A 23,057-nucleotide genomic window follows, 5' to 3' on the forward strand; every position below is an offset into this window, starting at 1 on the left:
GACAGTCCGCCAGAATCACATAACTACCATACAGACCGTCCCCCAGGAGGATATCGCCGGCATTGAAGCCAGGCAGCAACGAACGGAACAGGGTGTGTTCGCTGGCGCCTTTACCCGCGTAAGGCCCCATTGCCGCATTCAGTACGGCACCACTGGCCAGACAGGTGACGGCGACAATACGACACAGTGGGAAGCCCAGACCAGGCTTCTGCGAGCGCTGCTGGGGGTAAACCTCTTGATTGGCGGGCGTGTCCGGCAGGGTCACTGTGGTGCCGTCAACGATGCGAACAGGCCGCCCCTGCCAGAGCCAGTCATCAGGTACTTTCTCGTTGATCAACGCGCCTGTGGCACGTGCCAGAGATGAGACCAATTCCAGTGGTAAACGCTGCCGAGCTTTGCAATAGCCGCCCGTGGAAGTACTGCACGCCTTGCGCCCTCCCAGCCAGCGTGCCACCGCAGCTTCGTTGACCACTCGCTGACAGGAGCGATCCGCTTGCATCACCTGGCTCAGAAACATCGCCAAGGTTTCCGTTGGCGGGAAGAGGCGCTCGCGGTGCTCGGGCAATAAGGATTCCAGTACATCAAAGAGTTCTGCCGAGGTGAGTAGATTGAAAAAACGGATGGCATCTTGGCGGGACAACTGCTGTTTGATTGCTTGCTGCTGAAATCGATTCTGTTTAGCATCCATGGGAGCTGATCCTTGGCGGGGTGTGGATTCTTTGGCGAGATAAACACGCTGCCATTGGATCAGCTTTTTTGTTTCTGGATCAAGGTCTTATCGACTAAGTAAGTGCCATTCGGGTCAGGTCTTGCCCGGTGCCTCGCAGCCACTCTTTCCAGCCAAAAAAGGCAAATGGCAAGACCCAAGCCCCCACCACCAAGCCCCGCACTCACATGTGCCCCCAGAGTTTTTTACTCCTCTATCTTTTCCAGTACAGCAATTACTTCTCCCCAACCAACTTCGATGTCAACCCCACCAACAAAATCAATTGCAAGACCAGGAAATACCTGCCCTTCCTCCTCCGACATGCATACAATAGAAATTTCCGCCGCACCAGACTCCCCGATATGCAGAGCCTTATCTATGACATCAACCTGAGCAGGATGGTAAATACCATTAAAATAAGCCCTAAACCTATGACCAGCATCAACAGAAAATGTCTTCGGAAGACGTTCATCTGAAAGAACATTTAAACTAACTCTCAGCCTATATGTCAGATCCATAAATACTACCTCGCATCATACCGTTCCCTTACCCTAACTCCGCCATGTCTTATTATATCCGAATTAACTACAGGAAGAACCTCATTCCTAAAGTGAATGAAACCATGCCCTGCATCAGAGACAGGATGCCCCAAACCGATCGTCTCTTTTCCTATTTGCATTTGCACTATCGATCTATTAATTGATTGGTTAATATTTACATTAGCAAACCATCGCGCATCCTCTATATTCAGCCAGACCCCTTTTCCATAATTATTGGGATCAGGAACAAGACCTTGCATCTCAACAGTCAAGGACAATTCTTGGTCACTAACAACTCTAAATATATATTGAGATTGAGGAGTGTCTGATCGAAGCCCTACCATCGACAGCGCGAGATTTAGCCTGGCAGCTATAAGCCTGATTCCATTGGATAATCCCTTCCCAAGACTTCCAAATCCTCCCGGTGCTGTCGGGGCTTCACCCCCAGCCGCCATCTGGTTAAACAAATACCCCATAGCCCCGGTCGCAGCCCCAACCATGAACTTGCCACCCGTAGCCTCGGATACAGCTCCACTTACCAGCCCTGCCAGTACGCTTCCGGAACCCCGTTCACCGTCGGTCCATCCCTTGATTCTGTTGCCGATCATCCCTTCTGTCATGCCACCGATAACACCGGACCTGACATCAGCGCCTCGCATCCGGGCAAAGGCCGCACCACGTGCTCCGTGGGCAATGCCACTACCTGCCCAACCAAGTTGCCAATCTCCGATAGCACCAACCACGCCCGCATCAGCGTAGGCCAGCGCAGCGGATCGCGCACCTGCGAGCAGGGCTTTCTCAATCGACTCGCCACTGCCATAAGACACCGCCCCCGCCGTCCACGCCTGGTAAGCGCTGAGACAGCCGGCGGCCCCGCCACCTCCCGTCGCTACTGCGCACCCAGCCATCCCCACAATCCCAAACACTTCCCCGGCATACTTGTTGCGGGCCGCAAACCGAGCCATTTCCTTGCCTGCGTAGCGGGATGTCACTTCCGCGATGGCCATTTGCGGGTTGAACACCGCCAGTACAATCCCCATCCGCTTCTTGATCGAGTTCCGCAGCTTCTTCCAGGTCTTGCTCAGCCAGGAGTAGCCGCTGGGGTCGGTGATGCTCATGGGGTTGTTGAGGGCGTAGCTGTAGCGGTTGTAGCTTTCCACCTGGTCCAGGCCCTTGATCACCGGGTCGGCGCTGAGGAAGCGGCCTATGGTGGGGTCGTAGATGCGGCCGCCCATGTGAATGATACCGACGTCGTCGAGCATTTCGTGGCCGGTGTAGCCTTTGCTGGTGGCTTTTTCCGCCCGTTCCATGCCGAACCAGGCCCTGTCGCTCATCGCCGTCCAATCCACGTCCTTGCGGGGCCGGCCCCAGGGGTCGTAGCGGTAGCGTTCGGTGACGCCGCCGAGGCCGTGGGCCACGGCCACCACGGAGCCCATGCCGTCCATGAACAGGTGCTCTTCGGTGGGTGAGGTGGCGTCCCCGTTTTCGAAGGACACCACCACGTCACCGGTGATACGGAAGCGTTCCTTGATGGTGGTTTGTCCGCTCTTCTGGATATCCAGGTACTCGTACCCGCCCAGAGATATCTTGCTGGTGGTTTTCTCGGAGGTGGTGGTGACCTGCTTCAGGATAGAGCGGCTCGGTCCATAGATCAGGTCCACCGTCGCACTGGTGCCCTGAATCTGGTCCGGCTTGTTGAAAGCGGTGTAGGAGATGGTCTTGCCGCCGCCGGAAAGCATGTTGCCGCCACTGTCGTAGCAGTGTAAGCGTTCATTCCGCGACGTAGTTGACTTACTTCACATCTCGAAGCGGTCGTAATAAGCCCGGTGAGATCTTGTATTGCCGGGCACCATCGTCACCTAACACGATCACACTCTCGTCACCGGGGTCAGGTCTTGCCCGGTGCCTCGCGGTCACTCTTTCCAGCCAAGAAAGGCAAAGGGCAAGACCTGACCCCAAGCCCTGCGCTGGAGATGGCGGAAAAGGAACTGTGGGTGTACCTTCTGGCCTACAATCTGGTGCGGCTTCTGATGGTGCCGTCCGCCGTGTTGGCGAAGGTATTGCCTCGCACGCTGAGCTTCAAACACGCGCTGCAATGCTGGCAGGCTTGGTACCAACAACGGCTCGCTTGCCATACCAGTGACGATTTAACGGAACTCTTTCGTCTGATCGGCCAGCAGCGTGTGGGGAATCGACCAGGACGTATTGAACCCAGAGCAGTCAAGCGACGACCGAAGCCGCTTCCGCTGTTAACCCGTCCCCGGCATGAGGCGCAGGCTTGGATACGTCAGCATGGGCATCCACCGAAGCAACGCCCATGGAATAAAACGGCCTCGGGCGGAAAGAAGGCGAGCGTTAAGTAAGTACCATTCAGACCTGACCCCAAGTCCTCTGCGAAAGGCAAATGGCAAGACCTGACCCCAAGTCCTCTGACCCCAAGCCCTCTCCCACTCTTTCCAACCCCAAAAGGCAAATGGCAAGACCTGCCTCCCCAGCGCCACTTCCGCTTGAGCCCAACTTTAATCCACAAGAGTAATTTTTAAATGATTTATAGCCTGATTCTTTTTAACATACGGATTTTCAGATAATTCCCCTGCCCCCCATGACGGACTCATAAAGTGGGCATGATCACCAGCCTCTTTAAGAAAGGATAATTGCAACAACAAATCTTCCAAAGATTCTTTATTTATGTATATCTCCACTTCTGATTTTCCTTCAGAGATCTGATCTGCTGACTTCACTTCAACCGAAAAATACATCTTTTATCCTCACTACAATGGATAATCCCTGGGAGGCAAGTTACGACTACCTCTTGGTCTCTGAACCCCCACATGGGGAGGCTTCGGAGGGGGATGATTCGCATCAATATGATAACTTCTGCCATTCTTGGTGTTTAGGTATGTCCCCTGGCCTGTTTGCGGAGAAGGACCTTTAGGTATATAGCCCTTACCACGTAACATTGCATCAATCTCAGAAGGGCTTTTTCTAGCGAATGGATTCGATCCTAACCCCCGAGGAGACCCAGCAATTCTTCCATACAAAAATTTGATTCCGCCCCCAATCCAAGCGGCAACCCCTTCAATAGCAACCAAAGGTGCAAGAGACATCCCCACTAGCAAGGCATCGTTATAATTTAACTCACTGTTATAGCTCCAGCTATCAAAACCAGTTATATCCGTCCCATCACCACCATGTGCGCCTACATCATCACTTCCCATCTCATTAAACAAATACCCCATAGCCCCGGTAGCAGCCCCAACCATGAACTTGCCACCCGTAGCCTCGGATACCGTACCACTGACCAGCCCCGCCAGTACGGTCCCGGAACCCCGCTCACCGTCGGTCCATCCTCTGATTCTGGTACTGATCATCCCTTCGGTCATACCACCGATGATACCGGACTTAACGTCAGCGCCTCGCAGGCGGGCGAAGACGGCACCGCGTAGTCCATGGGCAATTCCGCTAGTCGCCCAGTTCCCGGTTGTGGCACCAATAGCACCGGCTACACTTATGTCCGCGTAGGCCAAGGCCGCTGATTTGGCGCCGGCCACCAAGGCCTTCTCAATGGGTGCGCCACTGCCATATGCGACACTTGAGGATACCCACCCTTGATACCCCGCGACACAGGCGGTAGTCGCAGCTCCAGCGGAAAAGAAAGAACAACCCGCTATACCTACAACGCCGAAGACTTCCCCTGCATACTTATTTCTTGCGGCAAAGCGAGCAAGCTCTTTCCCCCCCTTGCTAAACGCGGTGGTATTGAACGCCAGTTGGGGATTGATGAACGCCAAAGCCACCATCCCCATCCGCTTCTTGATCGAGTTCCGCAGCTTCTTCCAGGTCTTGCTTAGCCAGGAGTAGCCGCTGGGGTCGGTGATGCTCATGGGGTTGTTGAGGGCGTAGCTGTAGCGGTTGTAGCTTTCCACCTGGTCCAGGCCCTTGATCACCGGGTCGGCGCTGAGGAAGCGGTCTATGGTGGGGTCGTAGATGCGGCCGCCCATGTGAATGATACCGACGTCGTCGAGCATTTCGTGGCCGGTGTAGCCTTTGCTGGTGGCTTTTTCCGCCCGTTCCATGCCGAACCAGGCGGTGTCGCTGATCGCCGTCCAATCCACGTCCTTGCGGGGGCGGCCCCAGGGGTCGTAGCGGTAGCGCTCGGTGACGCCGCCGAGGCCGTGGGCCACGGCCACCACGGAGCCCATGCCGTCCATGAACAGGTGCTCTTCCGTGGGTGAGGTCGCATCCCCGTTTTCGAAGGACACCACCACGTCACCGGTGATACGGAAACGTTCCTTGATGGTGGTCTGTCCGCTCTTCTGGATATCCAGGTACTCGTACCCGCCCAGAGATATCTTGCTGGTGATTTTCCCGGAGGTGGTGGTGACCTGCTTCAGGATAGAGCGGTCCGGTCCATAGATCAGGTCCACCGTCGCGCTGGTGCCCTGAATCTGGTCCGGCTTGTTGAAAGCGGTATAGGAGATGGTTTTGCCACCGCCGGCAAGCATGTTGCCGCCACTGTCGTAGCAGTAGCTGGCGTTGCGGGTTCCGGTAACGCTGGTGACGGCATGCGGCCCCGGTGTGTGCTGGGTACCGCCCACTTCGCAGCTTTCGCCATACTGGTACTGGCCGACGTCGTTGCGCTGCAGGATGTTGCCGCTGACGTCGTAGTCGATGGACTGCTCGAAGGAGTTCCCCGGGGTGGTCATGTTGGCCACCGTGGCTTGCACCAGGCGGTCCACCACGTCGTATGCGAAGGTTTCCTCCACTTGCTCCAGGTTACCCACCGCCTGCTGGGTGCGCTTGCGCATCAGCCCTTTGGCATCGAAGTCGTAGAACTCGTTCTGGATATTCCAGCCGGCGTCGAACATCATCTTGGAGCGGATCTGGGTCAGGAAACCGGACGCCGAATCATGGTCGTACAGTTTGCGGATGATGCCGTTGCCCTGATAGACATCCTTGATCTGACCCCGCACGGTCTTGGCATTGGCCCGCCAGTAATAGTCTTCCTCACCGGGCTTGCCGATCTCATGGAGTTCACCCTGAGCGTTGTAGCGGTATTCCACGCTCAGGCTCGGGCCGTTGATTCGGTGCGGCAACGTCTCTTGTACAAGGCGGCCGGTATTGCTGTCGAACTGGCTTGAACGGGTGAACTGACGGCCATCGAAACGGGTGTCCACCTGCACCACCCGGCCAATGCCATCGTAGAAAGGCTCTTCCCGATAACCATTGCTGGCGGTCACCAAAGCCAGGCGCCCTACCCCCTTGGCCGAGGTGTCATAGCTCCAACTATGGGTCGCGGTCTGCCCAGCGCAGCCGTTCACGGCGGCCTGTGATGCCTGGGCCCAGCTCAGGGACGGTCGATAATCGTCGGTCCGGGAGACCAGCCGCCCAAGTTCGTCATAGGCCGAGCAGGTCCGGGCGCCGCTGCCGTTCTGTTGCAGCACAATCTGATCGAAATCGTCATAGGCGTACTGCCATTGACCGATGTTCGGGTCCTGGGAGCCGATCTTACGGCCAAGGGCGTCGTAGGCGTTAACCAGTTCCACCTGGTCCGGCAGTATCACCTTGAGCAAATTGCCGGAGGCATCGTATTGGTAAGCCAGTTGCCGATTCGCCGCGTCCACCACCCGGCGCAAGCGGTCCTGAACGTCGTTGGTGTGAGTGGTCACCTGGGTGGTCTGACTACCGCCAACCGGGTCGCTCCAGGACACCGTTTGTTGCGTGGTGAGTCCGTTGTACTGATGGTTGGACGTCAACCCGGAAGCGGACCGCTCCACCAGAGGGCGCCCAAGAACATCACGGGACACCACCTGGTTCCAGTACACGGCCCCGCCCTGCTCATGCGGCTCGGAGGTGCGGGTAACGTCACCGTTGGCATCATACTCCGTCTTCACCACGATGGTTTCACCGGCGAAGCCAGTGGCCCGGGTTTCGATGGTACGGCCAAGCAAATCCGTGTATTCCCGGGTCGGGCCGCTGATCGGCGTGCCATTACGGGCGGCCAGCCAGCTCTCGGTGTAGTACACCGCGTTGGCCGGGCAATTGCTTATGCAGGCCTTGATGCGGGTCTCCCGGCGCTGCCCATCCGCGCTGAACTCGGTCAGTGGACGTCCGAGGGAATCGTAATCCCAACGGGTGGTGACGTTATTCGGGTCACTCTCCGTCAGCTTGACACCCAGCACCGGATCATAGGTCGCTTTCGAGGTGTGCCCCAGAGTATTGCGGGTCTGCACCACGAAGCGGCCAGTGGGATCATAGGTGAAATGCGTGCTTCGTTCCGCGCCGCCCGCGCCTTTCTCCACCCGCGTTTCCGTAAGCCCATAGGCGTTATAGGTATAGCGGGTTTCCTTGCGCAATGACGGCTGATCCGGCTCCACGATCTCGGACTGCAGCATGCCGCCTATACCGGGCTGTGACGCTGAATAGTAGGTCCAGGCCGACGTTCGGGTAATAGTCGGCGTCGCCTGCCCCTGATAGGAGCCGGAGTAAGTGGCCACGGAACGGGACTGACGGCCGAGTATCCAGTAGGTCAGATTGTTGGTCAGGTACTGATTGACCAGCTGCTTGGTAAAGGTTTGCCCCGTCCCCGTGGTGGTCACCACCTGCTTGGTGAGATCCCCAGTGCTCTTGTACGTGTTATTGGAGGTAACCGTCTTAATCAGACTGCTATCCAGCTCGTATTCCTTACTGACACTGCTTTTGAGCAGGGAGCGGTAGCGCAGGGAGATACTGGCGTTGCGGTTCCATATATTGGACGCGGACTGCAGCGGGAACCCCTGGCCCCGATAAATCTGGGTCTGCCATTCGTTCTCTTCGCTGGAGACCAGTTGGAAGCCGCCTCCGACCTTGTAATAGGTTTCGGAGCGATCCACCTGACCGACGGTTTGATTGCGGACGTCCTGATTGAACCAGATGTCATGGCGTTTTCTGCCGTTCTCCGAGGTCACCCTGAGCATCTCGAAGCCGACGCCACCAAACTCATTGGGGTAATAGCCGTAGTTCCGGTAGAAGTATTGCTGAGTGTTGTAACCACCAATGCTGTCGGAAGCCTCCAGCTCCGAAACCACGTTCATGCCTTTGGTCAGAAATACCTGACCGTGACTTCCTGTCGGTCCCCCATAGGCATATACCGATGGATCGGCAATATCCTTGTAGGTAACCCCGTACTCCAACCCAAAGCCGTTGGTAACGCCGGTAAGCAGGTCTCCTTGCTCCGGCACCTGAGGGCCGAAGCAGGCCATTCCTCGGTTATGGGGGACCAAGGACTTCCAGTACAAGGCACAGTAGGAATCGTGGCCATCACCGTTGATGTCCGCCCAACCCCGGTTAATATCCCGCATGCCCCGGATGTTCGATCCAAGATAGGGCAGGCGATACTTCACTGAAGACGCGCCGAACCCGTCTGGGGTGGAAATAAAGCAGGTCAGATGTGTATCGGTGTAGGCGGTGGGGAGGCTGTTTTCCACACACCAGTCCATGCGGCCGTCCTGGTTGACGTCCATGAACTGAGTGGCTTCCGGCATCCGCTCATAATCTTGTGTGGTTGTTGGAGTGACCTGCAGGAACGGCGAGGTAATTTCATTACCCCAGCCATCACCCAGGGATTCCAGGCACGATGCGCGATAACCTCCCTTGCCGTTATTGGTGGTCCAATAGATACGACAGAAATCAGAGAAACCATTACCGGTAAAGTCCGTGAACAGTGCGCTGAAGTACTTGGTCGAGCTCCCTTTGTAAATCCAGTTCGTGGGTTCACTGGCTTGGAAATGGGTACCCGTCTTAGCCCAGGTTCCGCCATTCAGATTCTGATCTTGGCTGTTGATATGACAAGTAATCTTGGTTTTGGTGGTAATACAGTAATCCGGCAGCCCATCGCCGTTGACATCGGCCCAGTAGCCGGCCATATCGGTGATTTCCTTGGTGAAGGCTTCCGAAAAAGTAAATCCGTTGACCGATTGAACCAAGCAGCGAATGTACTTTTTATTGTCTTTCAAATAGGTATAGCAGTAGTCGATCTTGCCATTGCCGTTGAAATCCATCCAGGATCGGGGCCCAACATAGAACTTACCAACAGGCCTGGAGACATCGAAGGTTATAACCTGTTCGAACGCATTCTGAAGATTCGGGGTGTTCAAACGGCAGGTCAGACGATCGTTGTCACCCTGAATGGTTGAATAACAAAGGTCCACCAGACCATCATCGTTGATATCGATCCAGGCAGGGTCCACATTCCAGTTATGGCGCCCCCAATCAGGCACCGGAGCCTCCGAATCTTGTTGCAGGCGTGTTCCCACCAATCCGGCATCAATTTCGATCTGTGACCCAAAGCCCCCGTTTCCATCGCTCAGATAACATATAATTTCGGCGGCGGAGCCATAGCCGGCCCCGGTACCTGATATCCGGCAATAGTCGTCATACTTATCCCGATTGATATCCACCCAGCGGGCAAAGCCTGGATAATGCAACCCCTCTTCGAACACATAATCGGTCGAAGGAGTTCCCGGGAAGCGGGAGTACGTGGTCTTGGAAAAATCCGGTTGACGCTCTTTCTTCCAATTCAAAGTGATGGGTTCAAAACAACGAACCGAGGCATCGCACTCGAAGAATTGAGCCAACAGCGAGCGATTGGTCGCTGGGCTGGTTTCATAGCGGAAATGATATTGGCGTGCCACGGCGCCGTGACTTCGAGAGGTCACACTGGCCAAACGAAGCCCGACTTTATACACCTTGCCCAGCACCGCGGTGCTCCAGCCATAGGGATCCGGCTCATAGGTGAATTCCACCTCGGCATCCCCGCTGCCGGCCTGGCCGTCCTTGACCGTGTACTCGATCTTCTGAGGGAAATAGCCAGCGGAGCCAGGCTGGTACGTTACCCGATACCCATACCCCAAGCGATCTTCCACGCCATCCAGAACCCAACGCCCAACCGCATTGCCGGACAAGCGGCCAGTGATACGGGTATCCTCCCGGCTGCCGTAATACATGACATCGCCGTTCTTCTCATGGACGGTAAAGCCGCCTTGGTTGTAGACGATTTTGCGATCCGACTCCGCCTCGGTCTGATAAATCGAGCCGTTGCCCCAATAATTGCCGGAGACAAGGATCAGGCGATTGCCGTCAAGACAGAGTAGATCCTCGTTATTCCCCTTAACACCGGTTACCAAGCCATCCCGCTCATAACTCTTGCCGCAGCGTTCGATGGCGGAAATACCGGAAGTACTGAAGCCCATCCCCGCCTGGCCGTAACCGGACCCGCTGGAGTAATGGATCGAGAACGAGGGGTCGACACCGGCACCGCCTTTGGGGACCTGAATGGGAAGGCTGAACTCAGCCTGGCCAAGATCAACGGAGAAGGAGGAAGCGGAGGAACCAACCAGAGATGTGCTCAGCTCAATCGATTTGGGTTCCGAGAACCCGGCCCCTGTCCACTGAGAGTATTTATTAACGTCGAACTGAATGACATCACCATCAGCGTCCCGATTTTGCCCTATATCGACTTCGGCGCCCCCGGACACCAGTTCATCACCGATATGGGTGAATTGGTCCGCCAGTTCGAAAGTTCCATCCCCCTTATTCCTCAGGAAGAGGCTGTTTTCATTGGGAGAATTGGACTTCAGAAGAAAGTCGGGAACACCATCATTGTCAAGATCTCCGATCAGGAACTCGAATTCGCTGCTTGGCGACCCGGGCAAATCAGCCCCCTCACGCATCCTGCAGGCAACAAAATTGCCACTACTGGTTCCACAAAATAGCAATGGTTGGTAGCCGGAATCGATGGGGGCGGGAAACGAAACCTTGGTCGATATCAGGACATACTGCTGGCGAGGCTTAAGCAGAATATCAGGAAGCCCATCCAGCCCATGTTCCACGCTGTCGATATCACCGTAGTAAATGTCATATCTGTTTTCATTCAAGGGAAGAGCAGCCATTGCGGAGCCCGCAATAGCAAAAAAAACCACAAGAAAAACACGAAGACATTTACGATGGACTCGAACTGCTACTTGATTCGAGCCTCGAAGACATAAGAGCAACAAACCCGCGATGCAGCGCGTGAACATACCCCACCCCTTTTTTCTTCCTTGTCAGAGAGACTTACCGTATGTCCAGGCTACGCACCAAACACAGGCCATCAGACGTCAGATCCTCTGGATCAATAACAATACCAATCGTGCGCCCGCCATGCATAGCGGATAGAACGATGGATAACGCGACCTGCAGGCGCTCTGGATTTTCAAACTTCTCACCAGAGAAATAGGCGTAGTTGTATTTGCAGAAATTAAGGACAGGATCCATAGTGATGGCGAATTGCCCAGCAGCGCCATACTGATAGATTCGGGTCACCTCTCCTCTATACCACTGAGGAGTAGCAAAAGCGGATTGAAAACAAAAAGCGATCAAAAGAAACGCAAGAAATGACTTCACCCCGTTCATACGTCGACAATCTCCATGTCAGCTATTTTAGCCCCAATGTTTCTGTGCAGTTATGCTTCCTTGCACGACACTAATAACTACTACTTCTCCACAATATTTTTCAATTGTCATTTCACGACAAATTGGCGCATACCGCCCCACCCCGTTAGACTCCGCGGTGTTTCCGTAGCCGAAGACAGGGTGGACCGTGCAGCAGATCAGTCGTGCGTTTTCCTATTTGAGTCAGGCCTTCAGTCTGGCGCGCAGCCCGGGCCTGCGTTGGTATGTATTGGTGCCGATGGCCTTTAACGTGCTGGTGTTCGGGGTGCTGTACTGGCTTTCCGCGACCTGGATCGGGGGCTGGATTTCGGCGGTGACCGCGGGTTGGGCGCTGGATGGCGGGTTGAGCTTCCTCAACGGGCTGATTCAGTTTCTGGCCAACGCGGCGGTGGTGCTGGTGTGGATTCTGTTATTGGGGGTGTTCGCCAGCGTCTTCACCCTGGGCGTACAGCTGATCGCCGCGCCGTTCATGGGGTTTCTGGCGGAGAAGGTGGATATCCAGGTCACCAATCGGCCGATGCCGGACGAGTCCATCGGCGCCATGATCTGGCGGACCTTCAAACGGGAAATCCGCAAGACCCTGTACTGGCTGTGGCGGGCGCTACTGGTACTGTTCGTGGTGGTGGTGCTTTATTTCATTCCGGTGGTCAACGTCTTCGCGTCGGCGGTGTGGTTCCTGTGGTCCGGGTGGCTGCTGGGCATGCAGTACATTGACTATGGCGCGGATAACCGTCAGGTGTCGTTCGAGGAGATGCTGGCGCGGCTCAAACGCAAGCGCTGGCTGGTGCTGACGTTCGGCTCGCTGGTGATGGGGCTGACCATGCTGCCGCTGGTGAATCTGTTCATCATGCCGGTGGCGGTGATCGCCGGGACGCTGATCTGGGTGAAGGAGTTGAGCCCGGAGGTGATGCCGGAGGTGGGGTAGCGAGACTTCACGGCCGACTATTCGCCTGCAAGCAGGCTTCCCACAGCGGCGCTGTAGACGGGCTGTGGGAAGCCTGCTTGCAGGCGAAGGAACTCACCGCATGAAGCCTTCTTCCCGCAGGCGGTGGATGCGGTCGCGCAGAGCGGCGGCCTGTTCGAACTCCAGGTTCTTGGCGTGTTCCATCATCTTCGCTTCCAACTGATCGATTTCCTTGGCCACCTCCGCCGGTGAGCGGGCCACATATTTCTCGCGGTCGTCCGCCACCTTGCGGGTGCGCTTGCGCTCCGGCTGGCCGGCGCCGGTGGTGTAAGCGTCATCCATGATGTCCCGCACCTGCTTGGTCAATCCTTGCGGGGTGATGCCGTGTGCCTCGTTGTGTTCGATCTGCTTGGTCCGGCGGCGCTCGGTTTCGTCGATGGCGCGGCGCATGGAGCCGGTGACCTGATCGGCGTAGAGGATAGCCCGGCCATGGATGTTGCGCGCCGCCCGGCCGATGGTCTGGATCAGGGAGCGGTCGGAACGCAGGAAGCCTTCCTTGTCGGCGTCGAGAATGGCGACCAGCGCCACTTCCGGCATATCCAGGCCCTCACGCAACAGGTTGATCCCCACCAGCACGTCGAACTTGCCCAGACGCAGGTCGCGGATGATTTCCACCCGCTCCACGGTGTCGATGTCGGAGTGCAGGTAGCGCACCTTGATGCCGTTTTCGTTCAGGTATTCGGTGAGGTCTTCCGCCATCCGTTTGGTCAGCGTGGTTACCAGTACCCGTTCGCCCTTGGCGATGCATTCCCGGGCCTCGCCCAGCAGGTCGTCCACCTGACTGCCGGCGGGGCGGATCTCGATGGCCGGGTCCACCAGGCCGGTGGGCCGCACCACCTGCTCCACCACCTGGCCGGCGTGTTTTTCCTCGTAGGGGCCCGGCGTGGCGGAGACGAACACCATCTGCGGCGCCAGCCGCTCCCATTCCTCGAACTTGAGGGGCCGGTTGTCCAGCGCCGAGGGCAGCCGGAAGCCGTATTCCACCAGGGTTTCCTTGCGGGAGCGGTCGCCTTTGTACATGGCACCCAGCTGCGGAACGGTGACATGGGACTCATCCATGATCAACAACGAATCCGACGGCAGATAATCAAACAGCGTCGGCGGCGCCTCGCCGGGCTGACGGCCGGAAAACAGCCGCGAGTAGTTCTCCACGCCATTGCAGTAGCCCAGTTCCTGAAGCATCTCGATATCGAAACGGGTGCGCTGCTCCAGCCGTTGTGCCTCCACCAGCTTGTTGCTGTCCCGCAACAGCTTGAGGCGATCGGCCAGCTCCTCCTTTATCATCTCGATGGCCTTGAGCACGGTCTCCCGGGGCGTCACATAGTGGCTCTTGGGGTAAATGGTGACGCGCCCCACCCGCTTGATCACCTCGCCAGTGAGCGGATCGAAGATACTGATGTCCTCGATCTCGTCGTCGAACAGCTCCAGGCGCACCGCCGAGCTCTCTTCCTCCGCCGGGAAAATGTCGATCACGTCGCCGCGCACCCGGTAGGTGGCGCGGCGGAAGTCCATCTCGTTGCGGGTGTACTGCAGCTCCGCCAGGCGCCGCAGCAGGTCGCGCTGATCGATATGATCACCACGCACCAGATGCAGCACCATGGCGTGGTAGCTGGCCGGATCGCCCAGACCGTATATGGCGGATACCGTGGCGACGATGATGGTGTCCGGACGCTCGATAATGGCCTTGGTGGCGGACAGGCGCATCTGCTCGATGTGCTCGTTCACCGAGGAATCCTTGTCGATAAAGGTGTCCGAGCTGGGCACGTAGGCTTCCGGCTGGTAGTAGTCGTAATAGGAAACGAAGTACTCCACTGAGTTTTCCGGGAAAAACGCCTTGAACTCGCCATACAGCTGGGCGGCCAGGGTCTTGTTGTGCGCCATCACCAGGGTCGGACGCTGCACCTGCTGGATCACGTTGGCCATGGTGAACGTCTTGCCCGACCCGGTTACCCCGAGCAGGGTCTGATGACCGAGCCCATCCTCCAGGCCCTCCACCAACTGCGCGATGGCGGTGGGCTGATCCCCGGAGGGCTGGTAATCCGAGTGCAACTTGAACGCGGTGTCTGCCATGGTGTATCGCTGTCCTGCTGTGGGGCTGTACTGCTGTAGGGTAAGAGCGGCGCGAGCCAGTATCCGCCCGCCTCCCGACAGCCTTTGTCAGTAGTGATTGACCCGTTGGTCAGGGGGCCGTGGGAGCGGCCGCGGGCCACGCTATCACGGACTGCCCACCGGTCCCATATGGTGGCGCCACCCTATGAGATCCGGGCCGGATGCGGTAATATTGCGTGCCCCGGTCCGTGTCAAAACCGGGTTCCAATCATCATCCGATAGATGAGGAGTGCATGTCCGATATCAACCTTTCCGACCGCGTCCAACGTATCAAGCCTTCCCCGACCCTGGCGGTGACCTCCAAGGCCGCCGAACTGCGTGCTCAGGGCAAGGACATTATTGGACTGGGCGCCGGTGAGCCGGATTTCGATACCCCGGATCATATCAAACAGGCCGCCATTGAGGCGATCCATGCCGGCAAGACCAAATACACCGCGGTGGACGGCACTCCCGGTCTGAAACAGGCCATCGTCGACAAGTTCAAGCGTGAGAACGGTCTGAGCTACGAACCCGCTCAGGTGCTGGTCTCCAGCGGCGGCAAGCAGAGCTTCTTCAACATGGCCCTGGCCCTGTTCAACGACGGCGACGAAGCGATCATCCCGGCCCCCTACTGGGTCAGCTACCCGGACATGGTGAAAGTGGCTGGTGGCGTACCGGTGATCCTGGAAACCACACTGGAAAACCGCTTCAAGATCACCCCGGAGCAGCTGGCCGCGGCGATCACGCCGAAAACCCGCCTGTTCGTGATCAACAGCCCGTCCAACCCGTCCGGCATGGCCTACACCAAGGAAGAGCTGGCGGCGCTGGGCGAAGTGCTCAAGCAGCACCCGGACATCGTGGTCGCCACCGACGACATGTACGAGCACATCCTGTGGACCGGCCAGCCGTTCGTGAACATCGTCAACGCCTGCCCGGACCTGTACGACCGCACCGTGGTCATGAACGGCGTCTCCAAGGCCTATTCCATGACCGGTTGGCGGATCGGCTACGCCGCCGGCCCGCAGAAGCTGATTGGCGCCATGAAGAAGGTGCAGAGCCAGAGCACCTCCAACCCGGCCTCCATCAGCCAGGCCGCCGCCGAAGCGGCCCTGGCCGGCGATCAGCAATGCGTGGCGGACATGGTCAAGGCGTTCAAGGAGCGTCACGACTACCTGGTGGACGCGCTGAACAAGCTGCCCGGCGTGAGCTGCGCCCCCGGTGACGGCACTTTCTATGCCTTCCCGGACTTCTCCAGCGCCATCGCCGAGATGGACGACGTCTCCAGCTGCACCGAGCTTGCCACCAAGCTGCTCGACACCGCCGGCGTCGCCCTGGTACCGGGTTCCGCCTTCGGCGCCCCCGGCTGCATGCGCCTGTCCTTCGCCGTCGGCCTCGACACCCTGAAGGAAGCCGTGCGCCGTATCGAGCAGGCATTGAACAAATAAGCAACAAACGGACTCGGGGGTGTTGACGCCCCCGAGGGTCGCCACTAATATACGCGGCCTCAGGACATTCCGCCTTAGCTCAGTTGGTAGAGCAGCTGACTGTTAATCAGCGGGTCGCTGGTTCGAGCCCAGCAGGCGGAGCCAAATAGAAAAGGGTCTATCCATTGGGTAGGCCCTTTTTCTTTGCCTGCTGATTGAGCGGCCAGAGCCGCTTGTTAATCAGCGCGCGAATCCAGTGAATTCGCCTAGTTCGAGCCCAGCAGGCGGAGCCAAATAGAAAGGGGCCTATCCATCGGATAGGCCCTTTTTCTTTGTGCGCGGATTGAGCGGCCGGACGATAAGCCCTCCTCATCACCTCTTCTCCACTCTTCCTGCCCCGATCCACCGGGGTCAACACCCATTGGTAAAATTGTTTCTATTTGGGGAAGAGCACAAAGCAATACGCCCTCAAAAATGACTCAATCCCTCAACGGCAGCCTTTCGCCGGTTTCGGCGAGCAACCAACGAACTCCGGCGCTATCCGCGGGATGACATGAGGGTCAGATGAGCACGAGCCAGGGCGGCATCGCCCAGCAACTTGAATCCAGCCATCGCTACCTGCTTGAGCCCACGAGGCACCAACGCTGGTACGAGCGCATTCTGCTCAACGCTCCTCTCTGGCACTGCGTCTCTTTCTGCCTGGTTTTGCTCGCTCCTTTCTGGCTCGCTTACCACACCTGGTTGCCAACCGACGACAATCAAGTCACCACTCTTTTCATTCTGGCGGCCGCCTTCAGTGCCAACCTCTGTTTCTCCCGTGCACTTAGTCAATATCCTGGAGGCTATTTACTGCCCTACCAGCTCAGCGTCACCGGCATCACCCTTGGATTCGCGACCCTCGCGGTGCTGGCCCTGCGTCTGGGCTATGCGCGACTGCCCCTGTTTCTCGGCTTTACACTGATCCTGCTACAGCAGATATTGGCCGTGGCGGTAAAAGCCCGCTTCCGCTATATGAAATTGGCGGTGGTACCGGGCACCCAGCTACTGGAATGCCATAATGACGATGAGCATTTCCGGTTTCTATACCTGTGTGATGCGGATGATCCGCGCCGCTTCGACGCACTGGTGGTGGATATGGACACCCCTCTGAGCGATGAATGGGTACGATTCATTGCCCGGCACCACAGCCGCCGCATCCCGGTTTTCAACCGTCGTTCACTCCAGGAAGCAGTGAGCGGGAGTGTTAACCTGGACATGTTGAACAGTTCTGATTTCACGGCCTTCCAACCCAACCCTCTGTACCTGCTGGGCAAGCGCCTCATGGACATCAGCGGCACACTGCTGCTCGCCCCCCTTGTCGTACCGCTTTGTCTGCTGATCGGTATCGCGGTAAAACTGGAGAGTAAAGGGCCCGCACTGTTCATTCAGGAAAGAATGGGGGTCGGTAATTGCCCATTCCGAATGCTCAAGTTCCGTTCAATGAACATCGACAATTGCTCTGATCAGGCACGCTTCGCCGACGAAGACGAACATCGCATCACTGCTCTGGGCCGAGCACTACGCCGCAGCCGTCTGGACGAGCTGCCACAACTGTGGAATGTTCTGATCGGGAACATGAGCTTGATCGGCCCGCGCCCGGAGCAACCACCATTCGCGCAGGAGTTCGAGAAGAAAGTCCCCTTCTACAGCTACCGACACATCGTCAAACCCGGCATCTCGGGTTGGGCCCAGGTTCAACAGGGTTATGTGGCCGGCCTGGAAGAGACCCGCAAGAAAGTGGAGCACGACTTTTACTACATCAAGCATCAGAGCTTCGGTCTTGATGTTCTCATCGTGCTGAAAACCATCCGTACCATCTTCACCGGTTTTGGCGCCCGCTAGATGCCTGCTGACACAAGGCAACCACTGAGTCGTGCGGCCGGTCATAGCGCTGCTTTAGCGCATCCATAATCGCCAACCGGGTGACCTTCAGGTAAGCCCCGGGGTGATCATACAAGCGGGCCTGGGCCAGCCATTGGGTGATCTTCATCGGAGCAAACAACCAGAATAGGGCACCAGCCGCGGTATGATATACCCGCAAACCGTTCCTGTAAGTGTAATAGGCCTTCCATAAAGGCGCATATGTGCGGGCACCATTACTGAAGGTGGAACAATCGTGCGCAAAACGCACCCAGGGCAGGAAACGAATACGGCCTCCGGCACGGGAAATCATCAGCGTATAAAGAACATCATCTCCATAGATAAATAAGCGACCCTCCGGTAAGCCGATACGCTCCACCATTTCCTTGCGAACAAAGAAACCGACAAAGGAGGTCGAATCGATACGGACAGGCTGCTCGGCTTGATAGGCCTCATCGTCGATATGGAACCCTTTCCGGCCACCTCCCAAGACAGTGCGAATAAAGCGGGGCAGATGCCAGAATGGATTAAGGCTGGGGCGGTTCATCTCACAGATACGCCCATCCGGAAAGTAGACCGCCGCCGCGGCAGCATCTATCCCGTCCAGATCCGATTCCAGGAACGCCTGAAACGATCCGGGCATGGGATAAGCGTCATCATCGAAGCACACCAGCCAATCCGGGCGATATCGTGACAGCGCGTGGCCGAAACCCAGTTCGAAGCCACCGGCGCCCCCAAGGTTACGCGGTGCCAAGACCACATCCAACCGGCCACTTTCCCCCTCCCTTTGCCACAGCCACTCACGGGTACCATCAGTGGAACAGTTATCCACCACAACAATGGCGTCGCAGCGCTGCTGCTCCAGGGCGGACACCGCGACTTTAAGATGCTCGAGCCTGTTGTAGGTAACGACAACGGCGACCAGAGAGGTCATGGGCGGTAGTTCCTCAGATTGGGTTGACGAAGAACGCAGGGACACGGGTATTCTCACGCAGTGCCCTCAGGTAATCTCGCGCGGTATCCAATGCTTCGCGGATGGTGACGTCCATATCAAGATAGCGATAGGTTCCGAGGCGCCCGACAAAAGTCACGCCTTCCGCGCTTTCCGCCAATTCCACGTAACGGGACAGCATCGCCTTTTCCTCCACCAACCGGATCGGATAATAAGGAATATCATCGACGCCACAGGCCCGGCTGTACTCACGGTAACACACGCTACCCTCATGCTCTTCCCAAGGAGAGAAGTGCTTATGTTCGGTGATACGGGTATACGGCACCCGCTCCTCACCGTAGTTCATCACTGCGCATCCCTGATAGTCACCATCATAGATAAAACGCTCGAAATCCAATGTCCGATAACCAAGCCGTCCTTCGCTATAACCGAAATAGCCGTCCAAAGGCCCTGAATAAAAGGTGTGGTCGAACGTCGACATCATACCGCGTTCAAACGCCGTATTGAGACGTACACTTATGTTCTCGTGGTCGAGAATCCCTTCGATCAAGGCTGTGTAGCCATGTTCCGGCATGCCTTGAAAGCGATGGAAGAAGTAGTTGTCGTTATAGTTGAAACGCACTGGCAAGCGCTTGAGAATACTGGCCGGCAGCTCCGACGGCTCGCAACCCCACTGCTTCTTGGTATAGCCTTTGAAGAACGCTTCATACAGATCAGCGCCGACAAATTTCAATGCCTGTTCTTCAAAGGTCCGCGGATTCTCAATCGATGTATCCGCCTGAGCCTGGATAAATGCCTTCGCTTCATCCGGCCGCAATGTCTTTCCAAAGAACTGATTGATGGTATGAAGGTTAATAGGTAGAGAGAACACCGAGCCACCAACCGTGCTTTTTACCCGGTTCACATAAGGTTTGAAGGTCGAAAAGCGATTTACATACTCCCACACCTCCACATCGTCGGTGTGAAAGATATGGGGTCCATAAACGTGCACCATCACCCCGGTCTCACCGTCGCGTTCGGTGTGGCAGTTACCGGCGATATGAGGGCGTTGCTCCACGATGGAGATCTTATGGCCAGCGTTGGCCAGCTCCCTGGCGACAACCGCACATGAGAAACCGGCTCCAACCATGAGTATATTCATTACGGCATCTCCATTATCTGTCGGAGGGAAAGAAATGACGCTGCCAAAACGCAGCGCTGGTTAATTCCGAATGCGCTGATCCATACTGTTTCTGTAATATCTTCCCGCGCAGGGCTAGCTTGCACCACAGAGAGAAGGCCCGGGTCATTACCAAAAAGAAATACCGTTTGTCATGACGGGCAATGAACACTGGCCGACCTCGACGCGTATAAATAACTTCCCGACGAAGAAAAGATACTCTCGTGAAAGGCGACAACGAGAAATCACAGGAGACTACAGCAGGACGCCTGAACAGGGATTCAGGAATCAGGTGGCCGTTCAAGGTCAAGAATCGGGCCATCTTGTGAAAGGCGCCCTCCTTCTTATTGAACGAATGACCCATTGCATTGGGAGTGGAGCCTCCATCCAGATTTCGCTCATACCGGGTCTGCTCATTGATCAATGCGCGACGACCCTTCATATCCACATTTTCGGACCAGAAATCCGTGCCATCAAGAACATCCTCAGCCGCCTGGCAGTGGGCCATGGTTCGGTCGTAGCATAAGCCGAACCCCGATTTCAGTGCTGACACAGCGAACCACAACCACGTCTTAAACCAGCCGCCATGTAGCAACGAGGTCACCAAAGTCGAACGCGTGGAAAGGTAAGTCACCATAGGGCCTGATTTCTCGGCAAAGTCATCCTGCCATGTAGACACCCCATTTAAAGTGATAATTCTGAAATCGTGGCTTAGGGAAAATTCGATGTCGTCGCCACGCACAAAAAAAGGGAAGGCAAGATGTTTGACTCGATCCAGGGGAAATAAAAAGAACCACCAAGCACCGTAATCCACACGCTCCGGAAGATCATTGAAAATGACATTGGAGTAACCGCGCAGGTCAAGATTGGATTTTAGCGGCTTTACCAGGCCGTGAAACCGTGCACCAGCCTCGTGTTGCATGTATTTTATGTTGCTCTTCAACATGGCTCCAGACAATGCCAGATCGTCAAATCTGGAAAACGCCAGGAATCGACAGGCCAGTACCAGCGAACTGGTCTCACAAGAAGCATCATCATCCATGAAAAGACAGTGGGTAAACGAAGCGTTTTTTCGAGCTTCCACAAGCCCCCGAGAGAAACCGCCCGCCCCCCCCAGATTCGGGTTATTTATGACCTTCAGGTAAGGCGTTTCATTAACCGGTATCTCATCACCGTTATTGATAACAAAGGTTTGGATCGACAGCCCCTCCTGATTGACCTGCTCAAGAAACTGAGAAAGTCTGGCTCCGGTCGCTTTGATATCATTCGGTCGATTAAATGTGGTGATCACAATGGCGAGAGCGACATCCTGAGAAGGAGTCTGTTGCGTACAGAACTCCATGGAATAGACTTCCGATTCCGATAAAGAGACCAGCTCCACATACAAGGAATCATATTCAAGCTCTGATAGCGCCTTTGATATCTCTATTTTTTGCACTCCAGAACTTGGAGTTGAGGCCCGTTTCTCCAAAATCAACTCTTTTGAGCAGTGCTGGCTTGCTCCCCAGATTCGAATTAACAGATCACCTTGAAACCTGATTTGTAAGGAAAGCTGATTGAGCTCAGTGTATTCCCTCCATTTACAAACACTGAAAGCACCATACAGAGTGTTCGAACTCACTGAGCTTCCGCTCTTCAGCATCAACACTTTCGAACTGTAGGAATAAGTGGCTCCTGAAACCAGCCGTAGGTACAAGTCAAGCTCAGCGCATAACTCAGCGTCGGGAAATACAATATTCTGCAAACAAACACTCATTCAGTGGCCCTCATTACCTCAACCGCCGCCATCAGAAGCGCACCCGCAGCCGCTACTCTCCGTTCATTCGATCCCATCAGATGTCTCGCCTTCACCTCGACAGGAACAAGGTCCTCTGGTTGCCAAAGCGAATAGGGCACAGGGTCACCAACCGCCTGCTTTAACTCGGGATCTTCGAACCCGATATCATACTTCGCATTCGAAACCCTCCATTTTTCCCGCATCGCCTCCTCGAAGAAGAGTCCCGGGTTGACCTTTAGGTCATCCCGTGAATCTTCCGGAGCGATCTCTTGAAGCGCCTTTACACAAACTCTATGCACTTCCTGGTTATGCTCGAAACGATTCGCATTCCTGAGCACTTCGAAAGCCAGGCGCGTCACTCTGAGATTTTTACGCTCGAAATTCCTTACTGCTGTGGACGGCTCATAGCCGATGACATCACAGAAATCCATGACCGCATCACCATCCTTTAACGCGGAGCGTTGAAATGGCCGAAACTGCACACCGTTACCAAATACTTTCATCCATCGGCTCCGGAGGCCGGCGTAGTTGCTATGGCAATTCGGAAGACGGTCAGCAATCTTAGCGATAGGGAGAGTGGTCTGGTCTATACCGTGTTTCACAATCTCATTGCACCAGGACTCCACGTGTCGATCCTGCCGATTTAGGTACGCCAGAACGGTCACTTCATCGAAATGTTGATCCGCCCATTTCCCAAGCTCCTGGATAGCCGAGCCATGCTGGCGACCACCATAGTCCAAAAAATAGAAGTCTTCGGAACTCAGCACCACGGTTCCGCAGCAGTCTGCTGAGATCTGATCGGACAACCTTCCCCAGATATCGACCTGACGGGACGCGTCGTGCCCCTTAATACGGACCCCTCGTTCGACACGTTCTCTCAAGGAGTAGGACAAAGCATGATGCGCGTTTCTATTTTCAACGTTCTCCAAGACCGGATATAAGTAATTCTGACGCGCCAGTCGTTGTCGCTCGAACGCAAGAAAATCCTGAATCGAAGTGGTTCCTGATTTGGGTTGCCCGATATGCAGTATGAGACGCTTTCCTTTCCGGCGTTTTCGTATCCACATAGCTTTTTTCCT

The 23,057-nt window shown here is 56.1% G+C and carries 14 protein-coding genes, 1 tRNA gene and 1 pseudogene; 5 read left to right on the top strand and 11 right to left on the bottom strand.

The features are described from left to right. From E0L37_RS18170 to E0L37_RS18180, 3 genes are all read right to left on the bottom strand, one after another. The coding region (locus tag E0L37_RS18170) for an IS4 family transposase (protein WP_133491545.1) at positions 1-688 on the bottom strand (688 nt) is incomplete at its 3' end. A gap of 224 nt (positions 689-912) precedes the next feature. Continuing rightward, positions 913-1,224: a hypothetical protein gene (locus E0L37_RS18175; RefSeq protein WP_133493084.1), complete on the bottom strand. Its 312-nt coding sequence runs from the start codon at positions 1,222-1,224 to the stop codon at positions 913-915. A 5-nt stretch (positions 1,225-1,229) separates the two neighbouring features. Beyond that, positions 1,230-2,984: an RHS repeat-associated core domain-containing protein gene (locus E0L37_RS18180; protein WP_240687499.1), complete on the bottom strand. Its 1,755-nt coding sequence runs from the start codon at positions 2,982-2,984 to the stop codon at positions 1,230-1,232. Positions 2,985-3,218: 234 nt separating this feature from the next. On the opposite strand from E0L37_RS18180, the pseudogene E0L37_RS18185 reads away from it, so the two are divergent. Beyond that, positions 3,219-3,608: pseudogene (locus E0L37_RS18185) on the top strand (IS4 family transposase); the annotation flags it as partial. Positions 3,609-3,764: 156 nt separating this feature from the next. Here the strand turns inward: E0L37_RS18185 and E0L37_RS18190 are convergent. Genes E0L37_RS18190 through E0L37_RS18200 form a run of 3 tightly spaced genes read right to left on the bottom strand, consistent with a single transcriptional unit; the run spans position 3,765 to position 11,676 of the window. After that, positions 3,765-4,004: an Imm32 family immunity protein gene (locus E0L37_RS18190; RefSeq protein ID WP_133493085.1), complete on the bottom strand. Its 240-nt coding sequence runs from the start codon at positions 4,002-4,004 to the stop codon at positions 3,765-3,767. 12 nt (positions 4,005-4,016) lie between these two features. After that, on the bottom strand, positions 4,017-11,303 hold the full coding sequence (locus E0L37_RS18195) for an RHS repeat-associated core domain-containing protein (protein ID WP_240687500.1): 7,287 nt from the start codon (positions 11,301-11,303) through the stop codon (positions 4,017-4,019). Positions 11,304-11,337: 34 nt separating this feature from the next. Beyond that, positions 11,338-11,676 carry a hypothetical protein gene (locus E0L37_RS18200; RefSeq protein WP_133493086.1) on the bottom strand — a complete coding sequence of 113 codons (339 nt, stop codon included), beginning with the start codon at positions 11,674-11,676 and terminating at the stop codon, positions 11,338-11,340. 187 nt (positions 11,677-11,863) lie between these two features. Here E0L37_RS18200 and cysZ point away from each other — a divergent pair, with 187 nt between their 5' ends. Continuing rightward, on the top strand, positions 11,864-12,640 hold the full coding sequence (gene cysZ, locus E0L37_RS18205) for a sulfate transporter CysZ (protein WP_133493087.1): 777 nt from the start codon (positions 11,864-11,866) through the stop codon (positions 12,638-12,640). 93 nt (positions 12,641-12,733) lie between these two features. On the opposite strand, the gene uvrB is transcribed toward cysZ, so the two are convergent. After that, positions 12,734-14,749: an excinuclease ABC subunit UvrB gene (uvrB, locus tag E0L37_RS18210; protein WP_133493088.1), complete on the bottom strand. Its 2,016-nt coding sequence runs from the start codon at positions 14,747-14,749 to the stop codon at positions 12,734-12,736. 272 nt (positions 14,750-15,021) lie between these two features. Between uvrB and E0L37_RS18215 the strand changes: the two genes are divergently transcribed. From E0L37_RS18215 to E0L37_RS18225, 3 genes are all read left to right on the top strand, one after another. Then, on the top strand, positions 15,022-16,212 hold the full coding sequence (locus E0L37_RS18215; protein WP_133493089.1) for a pyridoxal phosphate-dependent aminotransferase: 1,191 nt from the start codon (positions 15,022-15,024) through the stop codon (positions 16,210-16,212). Positions 16,213-16,280: 68 nt separating this feature from the next. Continuing rightward, positions 16,281-16,356, top strand: a tRNA-Asn gene (locus E0L37_RS18220). Positions 16,357-16,755: 399 nt separating this feature from the next. Further along, the gene (locus E0L37_RS18225; RefSeq protein ID WP_133493090.1) at positions 16,756-18,072 is read left to right on the top strand and encodes a sugar transferase; all 1,317 of its coding nucleotides are present in this window, start codon (positions 16,756-16,758) and stop codon (positions 18,070-18,072) included. Here the strand turns inward: E0L37_RS18225 and E0L37_RS18230 are convergent. The 4 genes from E0L37_RS18230 to E0L37_RS18245 form a co-directional block, all read right to left on the bottom strand. Then, positions 18,050-19,024, bottom strand: coding sequence for a glycosyltransferase (locus tag E0L37_RS18230; protein WP_133493091.1), 975 nt, complete (start codon positions 19,022-19,024; stop codon positions 18,050-18,052). The genes E0L37_RS18225 and E0L37_RS18230 overlap by 23 nt on opposite strands. Before the next feature lie 13 nt (positions 19,025-19,037). Next, positions 19,038-20,171 (bottom strand): UDP-galactopyranose mutase, encoded by a 1,134-nt coding sequence (gene glf, locus E0L37_RS18235; protein ID WP_305015803.1) that lies wholly within the window; start codon positions 20,169-20,171, stop codon positions 19,038-19,040. A gap of 25 nt (positions 20,172-20,196) precedes the next feature. Continuing rightward, on the bottom strand, positions 20,197-21,822 hold the full coding sequence (locus E0L37_RS18240; RefSeq protein WP_166643094.1) for a glycosyltransferase: 1,626 nt from the start codon (positions 21,820-21,822) through the stop codon (positions 20,197-20,199). A gap of 131 nt (positions 21,823-21,953) precedes the next feature. Then, the gene (locus tag E0L37_RS18245; RefSeq protein ID WP_133493094.1) at positions 21,954-23,045 is read right to left on the bottom strand and encodes a hypothetical protein; all 1,092 of its coding nucleotides are present in this window, start codon (positions 23,043-23,045) and stop codon (positions 21,954-21,956) included. Between the last annotated feature and the right edge of the window lie 12 nt (positions 23,046-23,057).

The organism is Alcanivorax sp. 24 (genome assembly GCF_004360225.1).
Classification (GTDB): Bacteria; Pseudomonadota; Gammaproteobacteria; order Pseudomonadales; family Alcanivoracaceae; genus Alloalcanivorax; species Alloalcanivorax xiamenensis.

Excerpts from the sequence above, each read along its gene's own strand:
- E0L37_RS18175 (WP_133493084.1), bottom strand. The coding sequence starts at position 1,224 with ATGGATCTGACATATAGGCTGAGAGTTAGTTTAAATGTTCTTTCAGAT.
- E0L37_RS18180 (WP_240687499.1), bottom strand. The coding sequence starts at position 2,984 with ATGCTTTCCGGCGGCGGCAAGACCATCTCCTACACCGCTTTCAACAAG.
- E0L37_RS18190 (WP_133493085.1), bottom strand. The coding sequence starts at position 4,004 with ATGTATTTTTCGGTTGAAGTGAAGTCAGCAGATCAGATCTCTGAAGGA.
- E0L37_RS18195 (WP_240687500.1), bottom strand. The coding sequence starts at position 11,303 with ATGTTCACGCGCTGCATCGCGGGTTTGTTGCTCTTATGTCTTCGAGGC.
- E0L37_RS18200 (WP_133493086.1), bottom strand. The coding sequence starts at position 11,676 with ATGAACGGGGTGAAGTCATTTCTTGCGTTTCTTTTGATCGCTTTTTGT.
- uvrB (WP_133493088.1), bottom strand. The coding sequence starts at position 14,749 with ATGGCAGACACCGCGTTCAAGTTGCACTCGGATTACCAGCCCTCCGGG.
- E0L37_RS18215 (WP_133493089.1), top strand. The coding sequence starts at position 15,022 with ATGTCCGATATCAACCTTTCCGACCGCGTCCAACGTATCAAGCCTTCC.
- E0L37_RS18225 (WP_133493090.1), top strand. The coding sequence starts at position 16,756 with ATGAGCACGAGCCAGGGCGGCATCGCCCAGCAACTTGAATCCAGCCAT.
- E0L37_RS18230 (WP_133493091.1), bottom strand. The coding sequence starts at position 19,024 with ATGACCTCTCTGGTCGCCGTTGTCGTTACCTACAACAGGCTCGAGCAT.
- glf (WP_305015803.1), bottom strand. The coding sequence starts at position 20,171 with ATGGTTGGAGCCGGTTTCTCATGTGCGGTTGTCGCCAGGGAGCTGGCC.
- E0L37_RS18245 (WP_133493094.1), bottom strand. The coding sequence starts at position 23,045 with ATGTGGATACGAAAACGCCGGAAAGGAAAGCGTCTCATACTGCATATC.